Origin of the sequence: Streptomyces sp. NPDC055962 (genome assembly GCF_042270185.1) — a bacterium.
In the GTDB taxonomy this organism is placed as follows: Bacteria; Actinomycetota; Actinomycetes; order Streptomycetales; family Streptomycetaceae; genus Streptomyces.
Genome location: NZ_JBHJYN010000002.1, coordinates 244,784 through 263,175, shown reverse-complemented (window position 1 = coordinate 263,175; position 18,392 = coordinate 244,784). Strand labels below are relative to the sequence as shown.

The window sequence follows — 18,392 nt, the reverse complement described above, 5'->3', positions numbered from 1 at the left end:
GGTCCCTACAGCGAGAGCCAGACCGCCGTGTCCGGGGGCAGCTCCCCGTCCGTGAGCGGGCCGCTGGCGATCAGGACCTCCGCGCCCTCCGGCAGCGCCACGGCGGACTCCGAGGCGTTCACCACGCAGCGGAAGCCGCCGTCCCGGTCGAAGCACACCGTTCCCGGACCCGCGTCGACCCAGGTCAGCGACTCCGGCAGGACGGCCAGACGCTCACGGCGCAGGGCGAGCGCGGCCCGGTAGAGGCTGAGGAAGGAGTCAGGGTCCGACTCCTGTGCGGCGACGCTCAGCGCGGCCCAGTCCGCGGGCTGCGGGAGCCAGGGGGAGGCGGTCGCCGGCTCCGGCGAGAAGCCGAGCGAGGCACCCGACCCGTTCCACGGCAGCGGCACCCGGCATCCGTCGCGCCCCCGGTCCGCTCCGCCCGACCGTACGAAGGTGGGGTCCTGGATCAGCGCGTCGGGCAGGTCCTGCACCTCCGGCAGTCCCAGCTCGTCGCCCTGGTACACGTACACCCCGCCCGGCAGCGACAGCGTCAGCAGGGCCGCCGCCCGCGCCCGGCGGCGGCCGAGCACGGGGTCGCTCGGGTCGAGCAGCCGCTTGTCGCCCATGTCGAACGACGTGTCCTCGCGGCCGTACCGGGTGACGTGGCGGATCGTGTCGTGGTTGGACAGGACCCAGGTGGGCGGCGCCCCCACCGGCGCGTGCCCGGCGAAGGTCTCCTCGACGACCCGGCGCAGGACGTCCGCGTCCCACGCGCAGCACAGGAAGTCGAAGTTGAACGCCGAATGCAGCTCGTCGGGGCGCAGATAGCGGGCGGACTGCTCGGGTGTCGGCAGCCAGACCTCCCCGACGAACGTGCGGTCACCGTCGTAGGTGTCGAGGATCTTGCGCCAGGACCGGTAGATGTCGTGGACGGCGTCGCAGTCCTGGTAGGGCAGGTCGGTGATGTCCGGGTCCGGGCCGACGTCGGGCAGGCCGGGCTTCTTCGCCAGGCCGTGGGCGACGTCGATGCGGAAACCGTCCACGCCCCGGTCCAGCCAGAAGCGCAGGATGTCCTCGAACTCGGCGCGCACCTCCGGGTGTTCCCAGTTCAGGTCGGGCTGCTCGGGCGCGAACATGTGGAGGTACCAGGGCCCTGCGGTGCCGTCCGCCTCCGTCACCCGGGTCCAGGCGCTGCCGCCGAAGTACGAGGTCCAGTCGTTGGGCGGCAGCTCACCGCCCGGTCCCCGGCCGGGGACGAACCAGAAGCGTTCCCGCTCCGGGGATCCGGGACCGGCGGCGAGCGCCTCACGGAACCAGTCGTGCTGGTCGGAGCAGTGGTTCGGCACCAGGTCGATCAGGACGCGCAGCCCGTGTTCATGGGCCTCGCCGATGAGCAGCTCGGCCTCGGCGAGGGTCCCGAAGAGCGGGTCGATGTCGCGGTAGTCCGCCACGTCGTAGCCGCCGTCGGCCATCGGCGAGGTGTACCAGGGGTTGAACCACAGGGCGTCGACGCCGAGCTCGCGCAGGTACGGGAGACGGCTGCGGACCCCGGCGAGATCGCCGGTGCCGTCCCCGTCGCCGTCCGCGAAGCTGCGTACGTAGATCTGGTAGATCGCGGCGTGCCGCCACCAGTGGGTGGTCACTGAGACTCCTTGCTCGGTATACATGGGGTGGTGCGGGCCCGCAGGTCAGGGGCGGGCCCGCACCGGTTTCGGGCTACCAGCCGGTGTTGCCTGCGCCCCGGGTGATCGTGAAGCCACCCGCAGCGGAGAGACCGCCGGCGGCCGCTCCGCCCACGGTCACGCGGGAGAAGGTCCCGGCCCCCGCGGAATTGATCTCGATGCCGTACGAACCGGCCTTGTCGATCTTCAGTCCGTCGACGGTGAGCGCGCTGACGTTCTTCTGCCAGGACACGAGCAGCCCGCTGTAGGTGCTGTCGAGGATCTCGTTGTCCTTGACGAGGACGGGTGCGGTGATGTCGGAGGAGTCGGCGTAGATCCACAGGGCGCCGAGCTTGCTCTGCCAGTTGGGCTCGTAACCGCCGGTGCGGGTCAGGGTGTTGCGCTGCACGGACGTCGTGCCGCTGAAGGGCACCGGCGCGAAGCGGCTGCTGATCGCGATGCCGGACGAGCCGGTGACCGTGTCGGCGAGGAGGTTGTCCTCGACCCGGTTGCCGTGACCGCCGTAGATGCCGACGGTGTTGGCGAGCAGCGGGAGCTGCACCGTGTTGAAGCGGAACACGCTGTCCGTGACCGCCTGGGCCTCGGAGAACATCGCGAGCCCGTCGTCACCGGTGTTGCGGACGCTGCTGTGGGAGACCTCGGTGGTCTTCGTGCCCTTGTGGAGGTTGACGCCGTCGGCGAAGGTGTCGCGGATGCGGAGCCCGGAGGCGTAGAGCCCGGTGGTCGGGGCGTCGATCCAGAGGCCGACCTTGGTGTGCTCGATCCAGAGGTTCGTCAGGGTGGAGCCGTTGCCGAAGTCGCCCTCGATCGCGGCGTCGAAGTTGGCGTCGTCACGGTAGGAGACGTCCCCGGCGATCATGAGGTCCTGGACGTTGCTGGTGCCGCCGCGCCCGAAGAGCCCGCCCTTGCCGTTCTTGCCGCGCAGCACGGTGTACCACTGGCCGGCGCCGCGCACGTCGGCTCCGGCGAGGTCGACGTGCCCGGAGATGTCGTACGTGCCGGTGGGCAGCCAGAGGCCCTTGCCCTGTGACGTGGCGGTGCTGATGGCCGAGTTGAGCGCACTCGTGTCGTCGCCGGCGTCGTTCGGGGTGACGCCGAGGGTGGTCGCGGAGACGAAGCCGGTGGACGGCATGGTCAGCGCGGCGGGAACGGCCTCCGTCTCGACGAGGTCCAGCGTGTAGGAGGCGGCGGTGTCGGCGGCGTCCTTCTGGAACTTCAGCACGGTGCCCGCCGGGAGCGTCCCGGTCAGCAGGGTGCGGGTCTCGTCGAAGAAGTGGTGGCCCGATCCCTGGGAGGGGTCGTTGGTGTACGGGTAGCCGCCGTACACCCAGCTGTACTTGGAACTGACGGCGAGGTCGCGGAGCTGGGTGCCGTCGGCGTAGACGCTGAGCGTGGAGTCGATGCCGGTGCCCGCCGCGTTGTCCGGGACGGAGTAGCGCAGGGTCAGGGCGTTCGCCGGCTTGGTCAGCGTGAACTGCACGTACTCGCCGGTGGCGTCCAGGACGACGGCCTTGCGGCCCGACGCCTCGGACGGGACGGTGAGATAGGTGCGGTCGGGCCCGACGGAACCGGCGTTGGTGCTGCCGCTCTCCGCCTCGTACGTGGTGTACGGCAGGGTGGCACCGCGGGTGCTGCCGGGTGTGGAGCCGCTGACGCCGATGCCGTCGAGCTGGAGGGTGCCGTTGTCCCCGGAGGCGGTGCGCAGGGTGACGTGGTTGAGCGCGGCCCGCAGCGGGGCGTCGGTGGAGGCGCTCTTCCAGGCGCCGCCGGTGCCCGGGAGGGTGAGCCGGCGGACGGTGGTGCCGTTGGCGAGCAGGGTGACGGTGGAGGCCGCGGTGTCGGGGGTGCGGTAGCGGACGGTCACCGGGTAGGTGGCCGCGCTCGGGGCGGCGACCGCGAACACGGCACGGGCGCCCGTGGTGGTGAAGCCGGAGAGGTAGGCGCTTCCTTCGTAGCCGGTGGCGGCGGTGGCGCGTGCCGGCCCCCCGGAGACGAAGGCGTCCTCGGCCTGGTGGGTCAGGGTGGCGGGGCCGCCCGGGTCGGTGGGCTCGGTGGGGGTGGCCGGGGTGATGCTGTCGATGTTGACGTTGCCGCTGTCGGCGGTGGTGAACGTCCAGGCGACGGTGTTGGCGCCCTTCGCGTACGTCACCGACTCCTGGACGGTGGCCCAGGTGTCCCAGTTCGCGGTGGCCGGGAGGCTCACCTGGCGGACCTTGGCCCCGTTCACGTACAGGCTCAGCGTCATGGTCGCGCCGGTCCCGTTCGCGTACCGCAGGGTGACCGCACCGGCTCCGGCCTCGGCGGAGTTCACGCCGAAGGAGGCGGAGGCGGAGCCCTTGTTGGCGTCGGTGAAGCCTCCGACGAAGCCCGTGCCCGTCCAGCCGGTGTGGTCGGAACCCGCGACGGCTCCGCCGGACAGCTGGGCGGACTCGGCTTCGAGGGCGCCGGAGGGCGTCGGTGTTCCCGTGCCGCCGGTGGAGGTCGCCGCGGTGGCGTTGTCGATGTTGACGTTGCCGCTGTCGGCGGTGGTGAACGTCCAGGCGACGGTGTTGGCGCCCTTCGCGTACGTCACCGACTCCTGGCGTGTGGCCCAGGTGTCCCAGTTCGCGGTGGCCGGGAGGCTCACCTGGCGGACCTTCGCCCCGTTCACGTACAGGCTCAGCGTCATGGTCGCGCCGGTCCCGTTCGCGTACCGCAGGGTCACGGTCCCGTTGCCGGCCGCTTCCGCCGTCACGCCGAAGGACACCGAGGCGGCGCCCTTGTTGGCGTCGGTGAACCCTCCGACGAAGCCGGTTCCGGTGTAGCCGCCGTGGTCGGTGGAGACGGCGGCGCCGCCCGACAGCCGGGCCGACTCGGCTTCCAGCGTGACGGCCGCCGCCTGGGCCGGCGCCGTCGCGTACAGGACGGTGCCGAGCAGGGACAGAAGGACGGGGTAGGTGAACCGCGCGGCGGCTCGGGAGCGCTTTCTTGGTGCAGGAGACACGTCTGTGTGTCCTTCCTGTGGGGGGCGGGGTCAGCCCTTGAGGCTGCCCGCGGTGAGACCCGCGATGATGTGGCGCTGGAAGATCAGGAAGAGGACGAGCAGGGGGATGCTCGCCATGACCATCCCGGCCAGCAGCTGATTGGCCGGCATGAACTCCGAGAGCCGGTTGAGCGCGACGGTGATGGGCTGCTTCGCCTCGTCGGGGAGGACGAGCATCGGCCAGAGGAAGTCCTTCCAGACCCCCACGACGGCGAAGATCGAGACCACGGCGAGCACCGGCCGGGAGAGCGGCAGGACCACCGAGACCAGGACCCGGAGCGTGCCCGCCCCGTCGATCCGTGCGGAGTCCAGGAGCTCGGCGGGGATCTGGTCGAAGAAGCGCTTGAGGATGAAGATGTTGAAGGCGTTGGCGGCGGCGGGCAGCCAGACCGCGAACGGCGTGTTGATGAGGTTGACGTGGAACAGCGGCACGTCGACCACCGTCAGGTACGTCGGGACGAGCAGCGCCGACACCGGGAGCATCAGGGTCGCCAGCATCATGCCGAGGACGACGTTGCCGAGCAGGGGCCGCAGCTTGGACAGGGCGTAGGCGGCGGACACGTCGACCAGCAGCTGGGTCAGCCAGGCACCGAGGGCCAGCACCAGCGTGTTGAGGAAGAAGTGGCCGAGTCCGACGTTGGTCCAGGCGTCCGTGTAGCTCTCGGGGTGCCAGCTCTCGGGGAGGAGGCCGGGGTTCGGGTCGGCGAGCTCGGACGACGACTTCACCGCTCCCGTCGTCATCCAGTACAGCGGGAAGACGAAGGCGATCGTGAAGCCGGTCAGGGTGGCGACGAGCACGAAGCGGTGGAGGAAGCGGCCGGTGCGCCGGTTCATCTCGGCGGGCGCGATCAGGGTGCGTACGGGGGTTTCGGCGGCCATGGCGACGGGTTCCTCTCAGCCCTTGCTGCGGGTCAGGCGCAGATAGACGACGGAGAAGAGGCCGAGCACCACGAAGAGCAGGGTGCTCATGGCGCTGGCCAGGCCGAAGTCGTTGTAGACGAAGGCGTAGCGGTACAGGAGCAGGAGCACGGTGACGGTGGCGTCGTCGGGGCCGCCGCCGGTGAGGACGAACGGCTCCACGAAGACCTGCATCGTCCCGATGACCTGCAGCAGCAGGGTGATCATCAGGATGAAGCGCATCTGCGGGATCGTGACGTGCCACAGCCGCTGCCGGATCGACGCACCGTCGAGCTCCGCCGCCTCGTAGAGCTCGCCGGGGATGCCGCCGAGAGCCGCCAGGTAGATCAGGGTGGTCGTGCCCATGTTGGCCCAGGTGGAGACGAGGACCAGGGACACCATGGCGAGGTTCTCCGACTCCAGCCACTGCTGGGCCGGCAGCTGGAGGACCTCCAGCGCGTTGTTGAACAGGCCGGGCCCGGGGTCGTAGAACTGGCGCCAGAGCAGCATGGTGACGATCGGCGGCAGCATGACCGGGAGGTAGACGGTCATGCGGAGGTACGAGCGCCCGTGCCGCAGTTCGTTCAGGACGACGGCGGTGGCGAACGGGGCGGCGAAGCCGAACAGGAGGGCGAGCAGGGTGAAGTAGCCGGTGTTCTGCCAGGCGGTCAGGAACAGCGGGTCGTCCACCAGCCGCCGGAAGTTGTCCAGGCCCACCCACCGCGCGGGTTCGGCGAAGGTGACCTGCTGGAAGCCGAGCAGGATCCCGCGCACGATCGGGTACCAGGAGAAGAGTGCGAAGCAGAGCACTCCCGCGGCGAGGAAGAGGTAGGCGACCAGGTTCTCCCGCACTGTCCGGCGCAGCCGGGACGGCGCGGCCGGCGCCCCGGTCCGGGGTGCCGGCCCGGACGGGGAGCTGTCGTCGGTGGCCTTCTCCGCTGCGGTGGAGAGCGGCTGGAGGGACATCGTCACGTCACTTCACCGAGGCGAGGATGGTGTCGGCCTTCTTGGCCGCCTCGGCCAGGAGCGCGTCGATGTCGGCGTCCTCCTTGGTGAGCACGGCCTGCATGACGCCGTCGAGGACGGTGTAGAGCTGCTGGGCGTTGGGCGGCTCGACCTTGGTCTCCACCTGCGCGTTGCGCTCGATGAACGGCTGGTAGTTCTTCACCGGGGTGTTGGCGTACTGCTCGTGGATCCTGTCGATCTCCGCCTGCGCCTCACCGGCGAGCAGACGGGGCTGCGGCAGCCCGATCGGCACACCCGTCTCCTTGGACCGCTTGCTGTCGACCTTCTCGCGCTCGGGGCTCCGCAGGTACTTCCACTGGACCCACTGCAGCCCGGCCTTGATCTTCTCCGGCGAGGCCTTCGGGTTGAACATGAAGCCGTCGCCGCCACCGAGGGTCGCGGTGCCGGGCAGTGCGGCGAGGCCGTACTCCTCGTACTCGCGCTCGAACTGCTTGACGATGGTGGGGATGTTGTCGGGACCCGCCATGTACATCCCCAGCTTGCCGGAGCCCATCATCTTCTGGACGTCGGCTATCTCCAGGAGCTGGCGGGTGCCCATGCTCTTGTCCGTCCAGCGCATGTCGTGCAGGGCGTTGAGCGCCTTGTGGCCCGCCTCGCTGTCGAAGGCGGCCTTCCAGCGGCCGTCCTGCTTCGTGGCCACCTCCCCGCCCATGGAGTAGATCCACGAGGTGAGGTGCCAGCCGCCCTGGTTGTTCTTGCTGTAGTCGGCGTATCCGACCGTGCCGTCACCGAGCGCACTGATCTTCTTCGCGGCGGTGCGGACCTCCTCCCAGGTGGCCGGCGGCTTGTCGGGGTCGAGCCCGGCCTCGGTGAACAGCTCGCGGTTGTAGAGCAGGCCCATCGAGTAGTTGCCGGTGGGCAGGCCGTACGTCTTGCCCTCGGCGTCCTTGAAGACCTTCATCAGCGCCGGGTCGATGTCCTCGAAGTAGGGCACGTCGCCGACGTAGTCGCTGATGTCGGCCGCCTGACGGCGCTGGATCAGTCCGGCCGGATCGGTGAAGTAGACGTAGTACACGTCCTCCAGCTGGCCGCCCGCGAGCTTGGCCGCGAAGGTCTTCGGGTCCATCTGGCCCTCACGGGCGTCGATCTTGATCTTCGGGTGGCTCTTCTCGAAGGCCCGGACGTCCTCCATGAAGTTCTTGCGGTCGACGGCCTGCGTCTTGGCGGGCATGCCGTTCACGCTGATCGTGACCACGCCGTTCTTGTCCACGCCGGACGGCGAGGATCCGGAGCCGCCGCAGGCCGTGAGGGCGACGGAGAGGGCGACGGCCGTCGCCGAGCCGAGAAGCTGACGTCTGCTGATGCCGGGCATGCCAACCATGGGGATCGTGCCTTCCTGGGGGTCCGCTGCGGGGTTGTCGGACCCCGAGCACTGAGCTGCGCCGAAGGTAGAAGCCGGTTACGCAAGAAGTCAATGCATCTACGCAAGAAAGTAATCTCAGCGGCTTGTGCAAGAAACCTGGAAGACCCCCGGACCGCTCAGTGGGGCCGGGCTGCGGTGGACCCCCGGACGATCAGCTCGGTGTCGAACATCATCAGCTCGTTTGCTCCCGCATGACCGTCGATCTGCGCCATCAGGGAGGCCACGACCGCGGAGGCCATCGCGTGGATCGGCTGTCGCGCCGTGGTCAGCGGCGGGTCGGTGGCCACCATGAACGGCGAGTCGTCGAAGCCGACCACCGAGAGGTCGTGCGGCACGGAGACCCCTTGGCGGCGGGCGCCCCGGACCGCCCCGAGCGCCAGGGCGTCGCTGGCGCAAACGATTCCGGTGACCCCTTCGGCCAGCAGCCGGGGCAGGGCGGTGGCGCCGCCCTCCATGGTGAACAGGGCGTGCGCGACCAGCCGCCGCCAGTCGTCCGCCGGGATGCCCCGGCGCGCACAGAAGGCGGCGAACCCGGCGAGCTTCCGGGCCGAGGGCACGTGCCCCACCGGACCGAGGATCACACCGATCCGCTCGTGCCCCAGGGCCCACAGGTGCGACAGCGCCTGGTCGGCGGCGAGCGCGTCGTCCACCCTGACCTGGGGGACGCCCGTGTTCTCGTCGGCCGCGTTGAGCAGCACCATCGGGATTCTGCGTTCCCGCAGCGCACGGCCGTGCTCGGGGCCGGCGTCGGCGTAGCTGGCACCGATGAAGACGATGCCGCCGATGTTCTGCCGCAGCAGCATCTCGATGTAGTGCGCCTCGGAGACGCCGTCGGCCGTCCTGGTGCAGAGCACGGGTATGAGCCCCCGCTTGTTGAGCAGTCCGCACAACGCCTCGGCGAAGGCGGAGAAGATCGGGTTCTGCAGGTCGGGCACGACCAGGCCGATGAGCGCGGCCCGCTCGGCCCGGTAGCGGCTCGGCCGCTCGATCCCGCACACGTCCAGCGCACTCAGCACCGCTTCGCGGGTCGTGCCCGCCACATCGGGGCTGCCGTTGAGGACACGGCTGACCGTCGCCTCGCTGACACCCGCGTACTCGGCCACCTGGGAGAGTCGTCGTTTCGTCACGGAGCTCACCCTACAAAGAGCTACGCAAAAATGAAGATCACTTACGAAAGAAAATGACTTTTCCTGTGGAGCGGTCCCGGACGGGCCGTGGAAGCGGCCGCGGAAGCAGCGTGGGACCGGCACGGGTCCGGAGCGTGGGGAGGGTCACGCGGGGGCGGCCGGGCACGTGTCACCAGCACCCCTGAGGAGCAGGTATTATTTTCGAGTCAGCAGGCGCCGTTAGCTCAGTTGGTTAGAGCAGCTGACTCTTAATCAGCGGGTCCGGGGTTCGAGTCCCTGACGGCGCACGACACGACAGTGGGCGGTCTCCCTCCGAGGAGACCGCCCACTGTGCGTTGCGCTGTATCAGAACTGCACGTCGGAGCACGCGTAGAACGCGTTGGTGGTGTCCGCGACGTTCCAGACGGCCAGGATGATGTGCTTGCCCGTCTTCTGGGTGGGGATCGTGCCCTGGTGGGTCAGCGTCGCCGGGGGCTGCTGGTTCCCGTACGGCACGGTCATGAAGGGCTGCGACTCCAGGGCGGCCCTGGTGAGCGGCTTCGTGGAGTCCCAGCCGTTCTTGGTGATGTAGTACCGGAAGTCACTCGTGGAGTGGCGCGCGGTGAACTGCCAGCGGAAGCTGTAGCCCTGCCCCGCCGTGACCTTCGTGGCGGGCCAGCCGCCACCGCGCGGGTCGTCGAGCTGGGCGAACTGGCTGTTCCCGCCGGAACAGATCTTGCCGTCGGCCGGCCCTGCCGCCGGGAAGCCCTTGGGGCCCTCGACGCTCTGCGGCTCCCACTGGATGTTGCCGCAGCCGGTGACGGTGCCGTTGGCGCAGAGCTTCTGCCGGCTGATGGGTGAGTCCGTGTAGCCGTGGCTGCTGGCACCGCTCGTCGCGAACATGGAGACGCCCGCTATCGCCAGGCCGATGACGGCCGCGCTTGCCCTTTTCCGCATGCTGTGTCGCTCCTCAAGAACGTGGGGGATGTTCCGGGGCACTGCTTTGCGCATTGTTGGTGCGGTCTAGACCAAGTCCAGATTATTGACGCGCCATGAACATGTCCAGACCAATGTGATTCCGGTTCCAACACGCTGCCGCTGTCGTGCGGAGCGATCAGGCTCCCTCTCCACCGCTGCGACCCGTGTAGAAAGCCACCGTCAGATCCCGGACCAGCGCCTTGTGTTCGTAGGCGTCCAGCTCGACGATGCCGCGCGCGGTGAGCCTGCCGACGGTGTCGTCCACCGCGTCGACCACGGACGTCAGCACCCCGTCCCGGTGCTTGGCGTCGATGGCGGCGACCCGGCAGCGCTGCATCGCCGCCGCCACCTCGGGGGCGTACTCGATCCCCGTCGGCTGCGCCGAGTACACCTCGATGCCCACGGGCGCGCACTCCGCCGCCAGCATCCTGGTCAGGGCGTCGCCCACCGCCTCGGCGTCGCGCAGGGTGCGGGTGTCCTCGTGGAAGGCGTCGGCGGGAAGCTGCGAGAGCACGCGCGCCAGCGCCGCCTCCACCTGGTCGCTCAGGTAGTGCTCGTGGTCCGCGACCCCGAACACGGCCCGGGCGGTGTCCCTCACGCGCCACACGACGAGGACGACCGCCCGCAGAGCGGTACCGCTCGCGTCCACGGCCGGCAGCGGCTCACTGCGCCAGTGCCGCAGGCGTACGTCGACCCGACGGCGCAGCAGCAGCGGGGAGATCCAGAGGAGACCGGTGCGCCGGACGCTGCCCCGGTAGTCACCGAAAAGGGTCAGCACCGAGGCGTGTCCGGCCCGTCCGCGGCCGAGACCGCAGAGCGCGAACAGCGCCACGGCCGCCAGGAGCGAGAGCAGCGCCCAGGCTCCGCTCCCGAGCCCGTCGTACGGGCGGTGCGCGAGCCCGAGCCGGCCGGCGAGCGTGACGGGCACCGCGCCCTGCCACCACAGCACGGCGAGCCCTGCGGACACCCCCGCCGCAGCGGTGAGCAGCGCGGCCCAGCCGGGCAGCGCGGGTCCCGGCCGTTCGGTGAGCCGGGGGTCGGCGAGCGGCGCGGTCCGGCCGGGCGCCGGGACCTGGGCGGAACGCTGGAGGGGCGGGCGCCGCTCACCGGACCGCCGCGCGGCGCCGGTAACCTCGGCGGTGCGGCCCGTACCGCCCTGCCCGGCGTCGTGGCCCTCGTCACGGAAGAGCAGGTGCACGGGGATGGGCGCGGTGGTCTCGGTGGCGATGACGGGCTGCCTGCGTCCGGCCCCCCACCAGGCGACCGGGTCCGCGGCACCGACGGTCAGCGTCACCGGGGCGCGCTCACCCCCGGCAGGCACGCCGGTCCCGCCGGGCAGCGGCTTCCGGAGTTCCGGCGGCCCGGCCTTCGGCTCCGACGGGGCCGCCCCCTCCTTCTCCTCCCCCGCGTACGGGCGGGCGCCCCAGGCGGGGGCCGGCACCGGACCCGGCAGCTCCCAGTCGGCCGTGGGCTCCGGGTCGAACTCCGGCCCCTGCGGCGGCTCCGGGTCCAGCTGCAGTTCCAGCTCCAGGTCCAGATCGACGGGGATTCCGGCGGGGGCGGGGGTGCGGCCCACCACTGCCACCGCGTCGAGGGCGGGTCCCAGGTCGGCGGGGATCTCGTCGTCGTCCACCGGGAGGCCGTCCACCGGGGAGCCGTCCACCGGGAGACCTTCCACCCGGAGGCCGTTCACCCTGAGGCCGTCCGCCGGGGAGGGGCCGTCGGCCCCGGAAGGGCCGTGCGCCTCGACGGGCACGACGACCACCGCGGGCGCCGCCGCCCCGGCGGGCGTGCCGGTCACCGCGGGCGCCGCCGCCCCGGGATCGGCGTCCGCCGGAGCAGCCGCGTCCTCCCCAGGCCGGGCGGGACGTTCCGTCCCAGGCCGGGCAGGCCGTTCCTCCGCCGGTGCCGGGTCCGGCTCACTGCCCGGCCCCGGCACCCCGGTCTCGCGGGCATCCGCCGTACGCGTCGCGTCCGTCACCGGCAGCACCTCCGTCAGCCGCTCGTCCTGCCCGTCCCCCGGCCCCGGCCCGGGCACGATCACCCGCGTGTCCCGCTCGCCGAGCTCGTCCCACTCGCCCCGTACGTTCTCCGTCGACCGCATTCCCGCCTCCGTCATGTCCGTTCCGTTGCTTCAGCCGTCACGCGAAGAGCCGGCGCCATGTCTCCGGCCCCGGGTATCCGTCCGCCGCGCTCCCGGTCCACCCCTGGGCGCGCTGGAAGGCCTCGACGTTGCGGCGGTCCGCCTCCGTCCAGCGCGGGCCGGGGCCCGTCACGTAGTGCGCGCCGTATCCCTTCCTCACCAGCTGGGCGCCGAGCTGCTGGATGTGGCTGCCGGTCTGTCCGGGCCGGAAGGAGCTCCGCCCCGGGTACGCCGCCGTCCCGCCCGGGCTGCCGCCCGTTCCGGCGGCGGGGATCCTGCGGCCGGTGCCGCTGACCAGCAGGCGCCAGGTGTGCGGGCCGGGGACGCCGTCGGCCTCCGCGCCCTTCCAGCCCTGTGCCAGCTGGAACGCCTGGGTCGCCCGCTTGTCCGCGTCGCTCCAGCGAGGCCCCGCGCCCTGGGTGTAGAAGCGCTTGCCGCCCTGGGCGATGAGCATCGTCCCGAGCCTGGTCACGTGTGCGTTGTCCGCGCCCGCGCCGAACTCGGCCGCCCCCGGGAACGCCGTCGCCGAGCCGCTGCCGCCGGTGCCGCTGACGATGCCCTTGTAGCGGTAGGCCACGTACTTCGAGGAGTTGCTCCAGTACGCCATGGGCGTCGTCGCCGCGCGGGCGTTCGGGCGGGTCTGCTCGTACGCCAGGTAGTGGCTGTGCGTGTGGTCGGTCCAGCCGCCGAAGACCGTGACGTGCGATCCCACCGCGGGGTCGGCCAGGTTGTGGAAGAGGAGGATGTCGCCGGGCTGGAGGTCCGCCCGGGCGATCTTCGTACCGAAGGTGCTGAGGCTGCCGGTCCATTCGTTGCTGCCGAGGTCCCACACCATCGACACGAAGCCGGAGCAGTCCTGCCGGTAGCCGTCCGACCAGTACGCCGCCATGTCGTACGGGACCTTCGCCGACACCCACTTCTTGGCGCGGTTGATGATCTCGGTCCGGGTCGTCGTCCGCTGGGCCGTGCCCGGAGCGGAGGGCGCCCCTGAGGCTCCGTCGCTGGTCAGCGGCCCGACCGCGCCCTGCGGGGTGACGGGCTGGGGGTCGGCCTCCGTCCCGGCCCGGGTGGTCCGGCCCGCGGCGGTGGCGGCCGCCTGGGCCGCTCCGCAGGACAGGACCACGCCGGCCGCGGTGACCAGCACCAGCGCCCTTCGCGCGCCGTGCGCGGCCGGGTGACCGCCGTGGCGCACGGGCAGCGCGGCGGCCGTACGACGCCGCTGGGCGCAGCCCGGGCAGCTGCAGTCGGCGTCGGGTTCGTACTCCTCGAAGACCGGCACAGTCATGCGCCTCCTCTTCCTCTCGGCACTCGTCCAGATCTTCCGCATCTCAACTTTCCGGGCATATCTCATGGTGACGGACTAAAGGGAAAAAACGACCATCCGACAGGCCGGGGCGGAAAGGAATTGGTCAGGAGCACCCCCGCGGATCGGGTAATGTTCTCCAGGTCAGCAGGCGCCGTTAGCTCAGTTGGTTAGAGCAGCTGACTCTTAATCAGCGGGTCCGGGGTTCGAGTCCCTGACGGCGCACGCACCAGCAAGGCCCCCTCACCGAGCGTGAGGGGGCCTTGTTCGTGTCCGCCCGGGGCGCAAGCGCCGCCAGGGCGCCTTTCGTCACCTACGCGCGCCTCCTCGCGGCAATCCCTCACATCGCATATATGGCTGGTGAACCGCCTGTTTCGCCCTTGCGTTCGCGTCGCTCACCGGACAATCTGACCTGGCGCCGTCCGGGGGATCCGCGGATACCCCGGTGCCGGGGGACGACGAGCGGCCTCCTCCCGGGGCGGGGGCCGCTCGGGTACGGACAGCGGGACATCACGCAGGGCTACCTGCGTGCGGGGGGGGGGGGGGGGGGGCGCCCCCCCGGACGGGCCCGCCCCGGGCGGGCCGCCGCCCCCCCCCCCCCCCCCCCCCACCCGCCGGCGGCGGCCGCCCCCCCCGCCGCCCGCCCCCACCGCGCCCCCCCCCCCCCCCCCCCCCCGCCCCCCCCCCCCCCCCCCCCCCCCCCGCCGCCCCCCCCCCCCCCCCCCCCACGACCATGACGTCGACGCCGTCAGGCGACCGGCAGCACCACGACCCTGCCCACACCATCCGGCTGCGGCTGCCTCCGCAGTCGCGCGCCGCGAGACCGGGACGGCAGCCCGGCACGGCGCCGCCCCGCTACGACTACGAGCACCACAGCCGGCTGGCCGGGCCTCTGACCCGGCCCGGCCGTACACCGTGCGCTACCGCTCGCTGCTCTCGCAGGAGCCCCACCGGATACGCGCGGCCCTGCTGCTGGGCGCCGCACCCCTCGTCTCCCTGGGCCTCTTCGCCTGGCTGATGCAGCCCGAGCACTGGACCGAGCGCGACCCGAACCTCCGGAACGACACCCTGCTCGTCCTCGACGTCGTGATGCTGGTGTCGGCCGCCGTGAGGCGCCGTGCCATGTCACCGAGGAGGCGGCCCGTCCCCGCGCCCCCTGGTGTGGCGCGGCTCACGGGAACTTCCCGGCCGGGCCGGAGAGCAAGGTGGTGTGAGAAGTGATGAGCAAGGAGAGCGGGAGCGCATGCGCGCACGGATCAGGGCGGGCGACCGGGAGGCGTTCGCCGCGCTCTACGAGGAGTACGCGCGGGCGGTCTACAACCACGCCTACCGGCTGACGGGTGACTGGTCGGCGGCCGAGGAGGTGCTGTCCGAGACCTTCCTGGCCGCCTGGCGCACCCGTCACGCCGTCGAGCCGGAAGGGGACTCGCTGCGGCCGTGGCTGCTCGGGATCGCCACGAACAAGGCCCGCAACGCGAACCGCGGTACCGGACGGCGCCTGGCCTTCCTCTCCCGCCACCCCGCCCCGCAACCCGTGGCGGACATCGCGGACACCACGGCCGGACGCGTCGACGACACACGGCGGCTCGCCGCGATCCCGCAGGCGCTGGGCCGACTCCGCCGCCAGGACCGCGAGGTGCTGGCCCTCTGCGTCTGGTCCGATCTGGACTACGCCGAGGCCGCCGAGGCCCTGGGCGTCCCGGTCGGCACCGTACGGTCACGGCTGTCCCGGGCCCGCGCACGGCTGCGCCGGCTCACCGACGAGCAGCTGCGCCGGACCCCGGACGGGGCCGCGCCCGGCACACACCCCGAAGGAGCAGCCAGGTCCGGACGGGAACCCCGTCCCCGCCGCGGAGAGGGAGAGAGCAGGGCCGCGTTCGTGGCCCTGCCCATCCAGGAGGAAGCCCGATGAACGACCGCACCTCCGGCCCCGACCGGGCCGAACGCGAGGAGCTGGCGCAGCTGTTGCCGGCCCCGGCCGAACGGGACCTGCCCCCGGGCCGCCATCTCCACCACAAGGACACCCTGATGCGTCTGATCGACCAGGACGGCGACCGCGCCACCGCACGGCCCCGCCGCCGCCTCCTGCGCCCCGCCGTCCTGCTGCCCGCCGCCGGACTCGCCCTGGGCGGGGTGCTGCTGACCACGCTCGCCGTGACCGGCCAGGGCCGCGCTCCGGCCCCGTCCGTCGCGGGGAACGGCTCCCACGCGACGGCCCCGCGCGGCGCGGCCGTACTGCTCGACCGGATCGCCGCCGTCGCCGAGGAGAGTGGCGGACAGACCGTCACCGGGGACCAGTTCGTCTACGTGAGGACACTGCATACGCAGAACGAGGGCGTCTTCGGCGGCCCGGTGGAACTGACGGAGCCCCGCGCACGTGAGGTCTGGATGGCGCAGACGGCAGGACCCGTGATCCAGGTCGGCCTGATCCACGAGGACGGCGCGTACGTCCCGATCGAGGTCGGGGTGCCGGACGGCGAGACCCCCGTCGGCCTTCCGGCGGGCCTCAGCCGGCCGACGTACACGTGGCTGGCCTCGCTGCCCACCGACCCCGACGTCCTGCTCAGGCGGCTCGCCACCGAGATCACCCGGGACCAGGACGCGCGCGACACCCCGGCCGAGGAGCGGAACCGGGCCCAGGACACCTTCGACACCATCGGTGAGCTGCTGCGCGAGACCCTGATGCCGCCGAGGACCGCGGCCGCCCTCTACAAGGCCGCGGCGAAGATCCCTGGCGTGACCGTGGACCCCGACGCGGTGGACGCGGCCGGCCGGCACGGGATCGGCGTGGCGCGCGACGACACCCGGGCCGGATGGCGCACCGCCTGGATCTTCGACCCGGCCACGCTGGGGTACCTGGGCGAACGGACCTACCTCATCAGGGACACCTCGATGGGCGGCAAGGGCACCCTGGTCAACGCATCGGCGGTCCTGGAGCGGGCGGTCGTCGACACCCTCCGCGAGAAGCCGGTAGGCGCGAAGCCCGCGAACGGGAAGCCGGCGAGCGGGAAGGCGGCGAGCGGGAGCACCTCGCACGGGCAGCCGTCGAGCGGGAGCACCTCGACCGGGAACGCCTCGCACGGGCGGCCGTCGACGACGACCTGATCCCGGCGGTGCGCTGCCGGGGCGTGCCCGGCAGCGCACCGGGGCCGGCCCGCCCACGTCGTGGCGCGGGCCAGCCCCAGCGCGTACTCCGGCCACCAGTCCCCGGCCATCGGCCCGCCCTTGCAGTCGCCGTCCGACGAGGCCCGTCCCGACTGCGGCACGCACACGCGTCCCGGTGCAACTGCCGTACATCCGCTCCGCCTTGTACTGACGCACTGCCGGTCGGACCCATCGTCGCACGGCGGGTCCGTCCCCGGACGCTCCCGCCCGGATCAGGACATCCTGCCAAGAACGCGCCGGGTGCCACGCCCTGTCGGCCTACAGTGGCGTATCAGCACGAACGACCCGACCTCCCGCGTCGTGACCGGGCCACTCCCGCGGCCCGGTCACCGCGGTCGAGGAACCGGCCCGGCCGGCGGCTCCCAGAGGGAGCGGGCGCCGGCCGGGCCAGGTTTTCCCGTGTCGGGCACGTCAGACGCGGTTCTCCGCGCCGCCCTCCCCCGTGCTCTTCTCCGTGTTCTTCTCCGCCGTCAGATAGGCGGAGACGACGACGTTGGCCGTGTACGCGTGGGACGTGTGGTCGTACGTGCCGCCGCAGGTGATCAGGCGGAGCTCGGCCCGCCCGTCCTTGCGCGGCCCGTACGCCTTCTGCGCGTCGAAGCGTTCCCGCGTGAAGACCTGGACGTCGTCGATGGTGAATTCGGCGGTCTTCCCGTCCGACCGGCTCACCCGGACCTTCTCGCCCGGCCTGGCGGCACTGAGCCCGTAGAACACGGCGGGCTTCGTCTCGGTGTCGACGTGGCCGACGAAGAGCGCCGCCCCCTCCGTGCCGGGCTCGGTGCCCGCGGCGTACCAGCCGACGGCTTTCGGTGTCTCGAACGGCGGGGGCTCGATCGCCCCTTCCCCGTCCAGCCCTCGCCGCACGACGGTCGCGTCGATCCCGACGGAGGGGATCTCCACCCGCTGCGGCGACGCCCCGTCGAGGGGGTCGTGAGCCGGGGGCAGCGGCACGCCCAGGGGGCGGCCGACCGCCGCGACGTCACCGGTCGTCGGGGCGGAGTTGCCGGCGGTGGCGGCCCGGCCCCACAGCCACAGCCCCAGCAGGAGCACGGCCCACGCGACCCCGGTCAGCAGTCGTCCCGTTCCGGCGGGACGGTCCGTGGCGGTCATGTCAGTGCTGCGCCGAACGGCGGCGTCGTGTGCTGCGGAACGCGACGGCGACGGCCGCGACGGCACCGAGTCCGAGGCCGATCACGGCGTGGCGGGTCCCCGGGCCTTCGTCGGCGGCTCCCTCGGCGAGCACCGCGGTGCCTCCGCCGCCGGCCCGGACGGGGGCGACGGGCGAGGGGCGGCTGTGATGGACGACAGTGACCGTGCCGGTGGCCTTGCCGTGGCCGTCCTTGCAGGTCACCCAGACCTCGTAGTCGTCGGGCGCGGCGTCGGAGCGGATCCGGGCCTCGGCGACGAGGCCCTTGCCGCCGGCCGGCTCGAAGCGCGCTTCGGAAGCGAACGCCTCGGAGTTGCCCCGGGCCGACTTCCCCCTGCCGCAGATGTCGACCCGGAGCTCCACCTCCCCGCCGGGGGAGACGCGGGACGGGCTGACCGAGACCGTTCCCGAACGCTTCTCGTCCCTGGTGTCGTCGGCTTTCGACTCGGCCAGAGCGGCGGACGCGGGAAGGGCTATCGTCCCGGCCACCAGTGCGGCACAGAACGTGAGGGGCAGTGAACGCATCGTAAACCTCCTGAAGGAAGGTTCACGCGTGGGGCCGCATCCCGCATCCGCTG

General features: G+C 72.0%; 13 protein-coding genes, 2 tRNA genes and 1 pseudogene. 5 read left to right on the top strand and 11 right to left on the bottom strand.

Going from position 1 to position 18,392, the window contains the following annotated elements; genetic code table 11:
- Window positions 1-5: 5 nt before the first annotated feature.
- The 6 genes from ACFC51_RS06500 to ACFC51_RS06475 all read right to left on the bottom strand — a co-directional run bounded on the left by ACFC51_RS06500 (window position 6) and on the right by ACFC51_RS06475 (window position 9,099).
- On the bottom strand, window positions 6-1,649 hold the full coding sequence (locus ACFC51_RS06500; protein WP_376527266.1) for a glycoside hydrolase family 13 protein: 1,644 nt from the start codon (window positions 1,647-1,649) through the stop codon (window positions 6-8).
- A gap of 49 nt (window positions 1,650-1,698) precedes the next feature.
- On the bottom strand, window positions 1,699-4,647 hold the full coding sequence (locus ACFC51_RS06495; protein WP_376527264.1) for a carbohydrate-binding protein: 2,949 nt from the start codon (window positions 4,645-4,647) through the stop codon (window positions 1,699-1,701).
- 30 nt (window positions 4,648-4,677) lie between these two features.
- Window positions 4,678-5,565, bottom strand: a complete 888-nt coding sequence (locus ACFC51_RS06490; RefSeq protein ID WP_376367192.1) for a carbohydrate ABC transporter permease — start codon at window positions 5,563-5,565, stop codon at window positions 4,678-4,680.
- A 15-nt stretch (window positions 5,566-5,580) separates the two neighbouring features.
- Complete coding sequence (locus ACFC51_RS06485; protein WP_376367194.1) at window positions 5,581-6,555, bottom strand: carbohydrate ABC transporter permease; 975 nt, start codon at window positions 6,553-6,555, stop codon at window positions 5,581-5,583.
- 1 nt (window position 6,556) lies between these two features.
- A complete protein-coding gene (locus tag ACFC51_RS06480) occupies window positions 6,557-7,930 on the bottom strand; it encodes an ABC transporter substrate-binding protein (RefSeq protein WP_376367196.1) in 1,374 nt (457 codons plus the stop codon).
- 158 nt (window positions 7,931-8,088) lie between these two features.
- On the bottom strand, window positions 8,089-9,099 hold the full coding sequence (locus ACFC51_RS06475; RefSeq protein WP_376527262.1) for a LacI family DNA-binding transcriptional regulator: 1,011 nt from the start codon (window positions 9,097-9,099) through the stop codon (window positions 8,089-8,091).
- A gap of 213 nt (window positions 9,100-9,312) precedes the next feature.
- Here ACFC51_RS06475 and ACFC51_RS06470 point away from each other — a divergent pair.
- Window positions 9,313-9,386, top strand: a tRNA-Lys gene (locus tag ACFC51_RS06470).
- A 58-nt stretch (window positions 9,387-9,444) separates the two neighbouring features.
- On the opposite strand, the gene ACFC51_RS06465 is transcribed toward ACFC51_RS06470, so the two are convergent.
- The 3 genes from ACFC51_RS06465 to ACFC51_RS06455 all read right to left on the bottom strand — a co-directional run bounded on the left by ACFC51_RS06465 (window position 9,445) and on the right by ACFC51_RS06455 (window position 13,484).
- On the bottom strand, window positions 9,445-10,035 hold the full coding sequence (locus ACFC51_RS06465) for a lytic polysaccharide monooxygenase (RefSeq protein ID WP_376367200.1): 591 nt from the start codon (window positions 10,033-10,035) through the stop codon (window positions 9,445-9,447).
- Between the two features lie 157 nt (window positions 10,036-10,192).
- Complete coding sequence (locus ACFC51_RS06460) at window positions 10,193-12,160, bottom strand: SPFH domain-containing protein (protein WP_376528004.1); 1,968 nt, start codon at window positions 12,158-12,160, stop codon at window positions 10,193-10,195.
- A 37-nt stretch (window positions 12,161-12,197) separates the two neighbouring features.
- On the bottom strand, window positions 12,198-13,484 hold the full coding sequence (locus tag ACFC51_RS06455; RefSeq protein WP_376367204.1) for a peptidoglycan-binding protein: 1,287 nt from the start codon (window positions 13,482-13,484) through the stop codon (window positions 12,198-12,200).
- Between the two features lie 169 nt (window positions 13,485-13,653).
- Here ACFC51_RS06455 and ACFC51_RS06450 point away from each other — a divergent pair.
- The 4 genes and pseudogenes from ACFC51_RS06450 to ACFC51_RS06435 all read left to right on the top strand — a co-directional run bounded on the left by ACFC51_RS06450 (window position 13,654) and on the right by ACFC51_RS06435 (window position 16,607).
- A tRNA-Lys gene (locus ACFC51_RS06450) sits at window positions 13,654-13,727 on the top strand.
- Between the two features lie 508 nt (window positions 13,728-14,235).
- Window positions 14,236-14,603 (top strand): annotated as a pseudogene (locus tag ACFC51_RS06445) (glycosyl transferase); the annotation flags it as partial.
- 142 nt (window positions 14,604-14,745) lie between these two features.
- Window positions 14,746-15,414 carry an RNA polymerase sigma factor gene (locus ACFC51_RS06440; protein ID WP_376527259.1) on the top strand — a complete coding sequence of 223 codons (669 nt, stop codon included), beginning with the start codon at window positions 14,746-14,748 and terminating at the stop codon, window positions 15,412-15,414.
- The gene (locus ACFC51_RS06435; protein WP_376527257.1) at window positions 15,411-16,607 is read left to right on the top strand and encodes a CU044_5270 family protein; all 1,197 of its coding nucleotides are present in this window, start codon (window positions 15,411-15,413) and stop codon (window positions 16,605-16,607) included. The genes ACFC51_RS06440 and ACFC51_RS06435 overlap by 4 nt, the downstream gene beginning before the upstream one ends.
- 471 nt (window positions 16,608-17,078) lie before the next feature.
- On the opposite strand, the gene ACFC51_RS06430 is transcribed toward ACFC51_RS06435, so the two are convergent.
- Both ACFC51_RS06430 and ACFC51_RS06425 read right to left on the bottom strand, forming a co-directional pair.
- Window positions 17,079-17,777, bottom strand: coding sequence for a class F sortase (locus ACFC51_RS06430; protein WP_376367210.1), 699 nt, complete (start codon window positions 17,775-17,777; stop codon window positions 17,079-17,081).
- A gap of 1 nt (window position 17,778) precedes the next feature.
- On the bottom strand, window positions 17,779-18,339 hold the full coding sequence (locus ACFC51_RS06425; RefSeq protein WP_376367212.1) for a hypothetical protein: 561 nt from the start codon (window positions 18,337-18,339) through the stop codon (window positions 17,779-17,781).
- Window positions 18,340-18,392 lie beyond the last annotated feature (53 nt).

Coding starts and splice junctions, on each gene's coding strand:
- ACFC51_RS06500 (WP_376527266.1), bottom strand. CDS start 1,649: ATGTATACCGAGCAAGGAGTCTCAGTGACCACCCACTGGTGGCGGCAC.
- ACFC51_RS06490 (WP_376367192.1), bottom strand. CDS start 5,565: ATGGCCGCCGAAACCCCCGTACGCACCCTGATCGCGCCCGCCGAGATG.
- ACFC51_RS06480 (WP_376367196.1), bottom strand. CDS start 7,930: ATGGTTGGCATGCCCGGCATCAGCAGACGTCAGCTTCTCGGCTCGGCG.
- ACFC51_RS06465 (WP_376367200.1), bottom strand. CDS start 10,035: ATGCGGAAAAGGGCAAGCGCGGCCGTCATCGGCCTGGCGATAGCGGGC.
- ACFC51_RS06460 (WP_376528004.1), bottom strand. CDS start 12,160: ATGCGGTCGACGGAGAACGTACGGGGCGAGTGGGACGAGCTCGGCGAG.
- ACFC51_RS06455 (WP_376367204.1), bottom strand. CDS start 13,484: ATGACTGTGCCGGTCTTCGAGGAGTACGAACCCGACGCCGACTGCAGC.
- ACFC51_RS06440 (WP_376527259.1), top strand. CDS start 14,746: ATGCGCGCACGGATCAGGGCGGGCGACCGGGAGGCGTTCGCCGCGCTC.
- ACFC51_RS06435 (WP_376527257.1), top strand. CDS start 15,411: ATGAACGACCGCACCTCCGGCCCCGACCGGGCCGAACGCGAGGAGCTG.
- ACFC51_RS06430 (WP_376367210.1), bottom strand. CDS start 17,777: ATGACCGCCACGGACCGTCCCGCCGGAACGGGACGACTGCTGACCGGG.
- ACFC51_RS06425 (WP_376367212.1), bottom strand. CDS start 18,339: ATGCGTTCACTGCCCCTCACGTTCTGTGCCGCACTGGTGGCCGGGACG.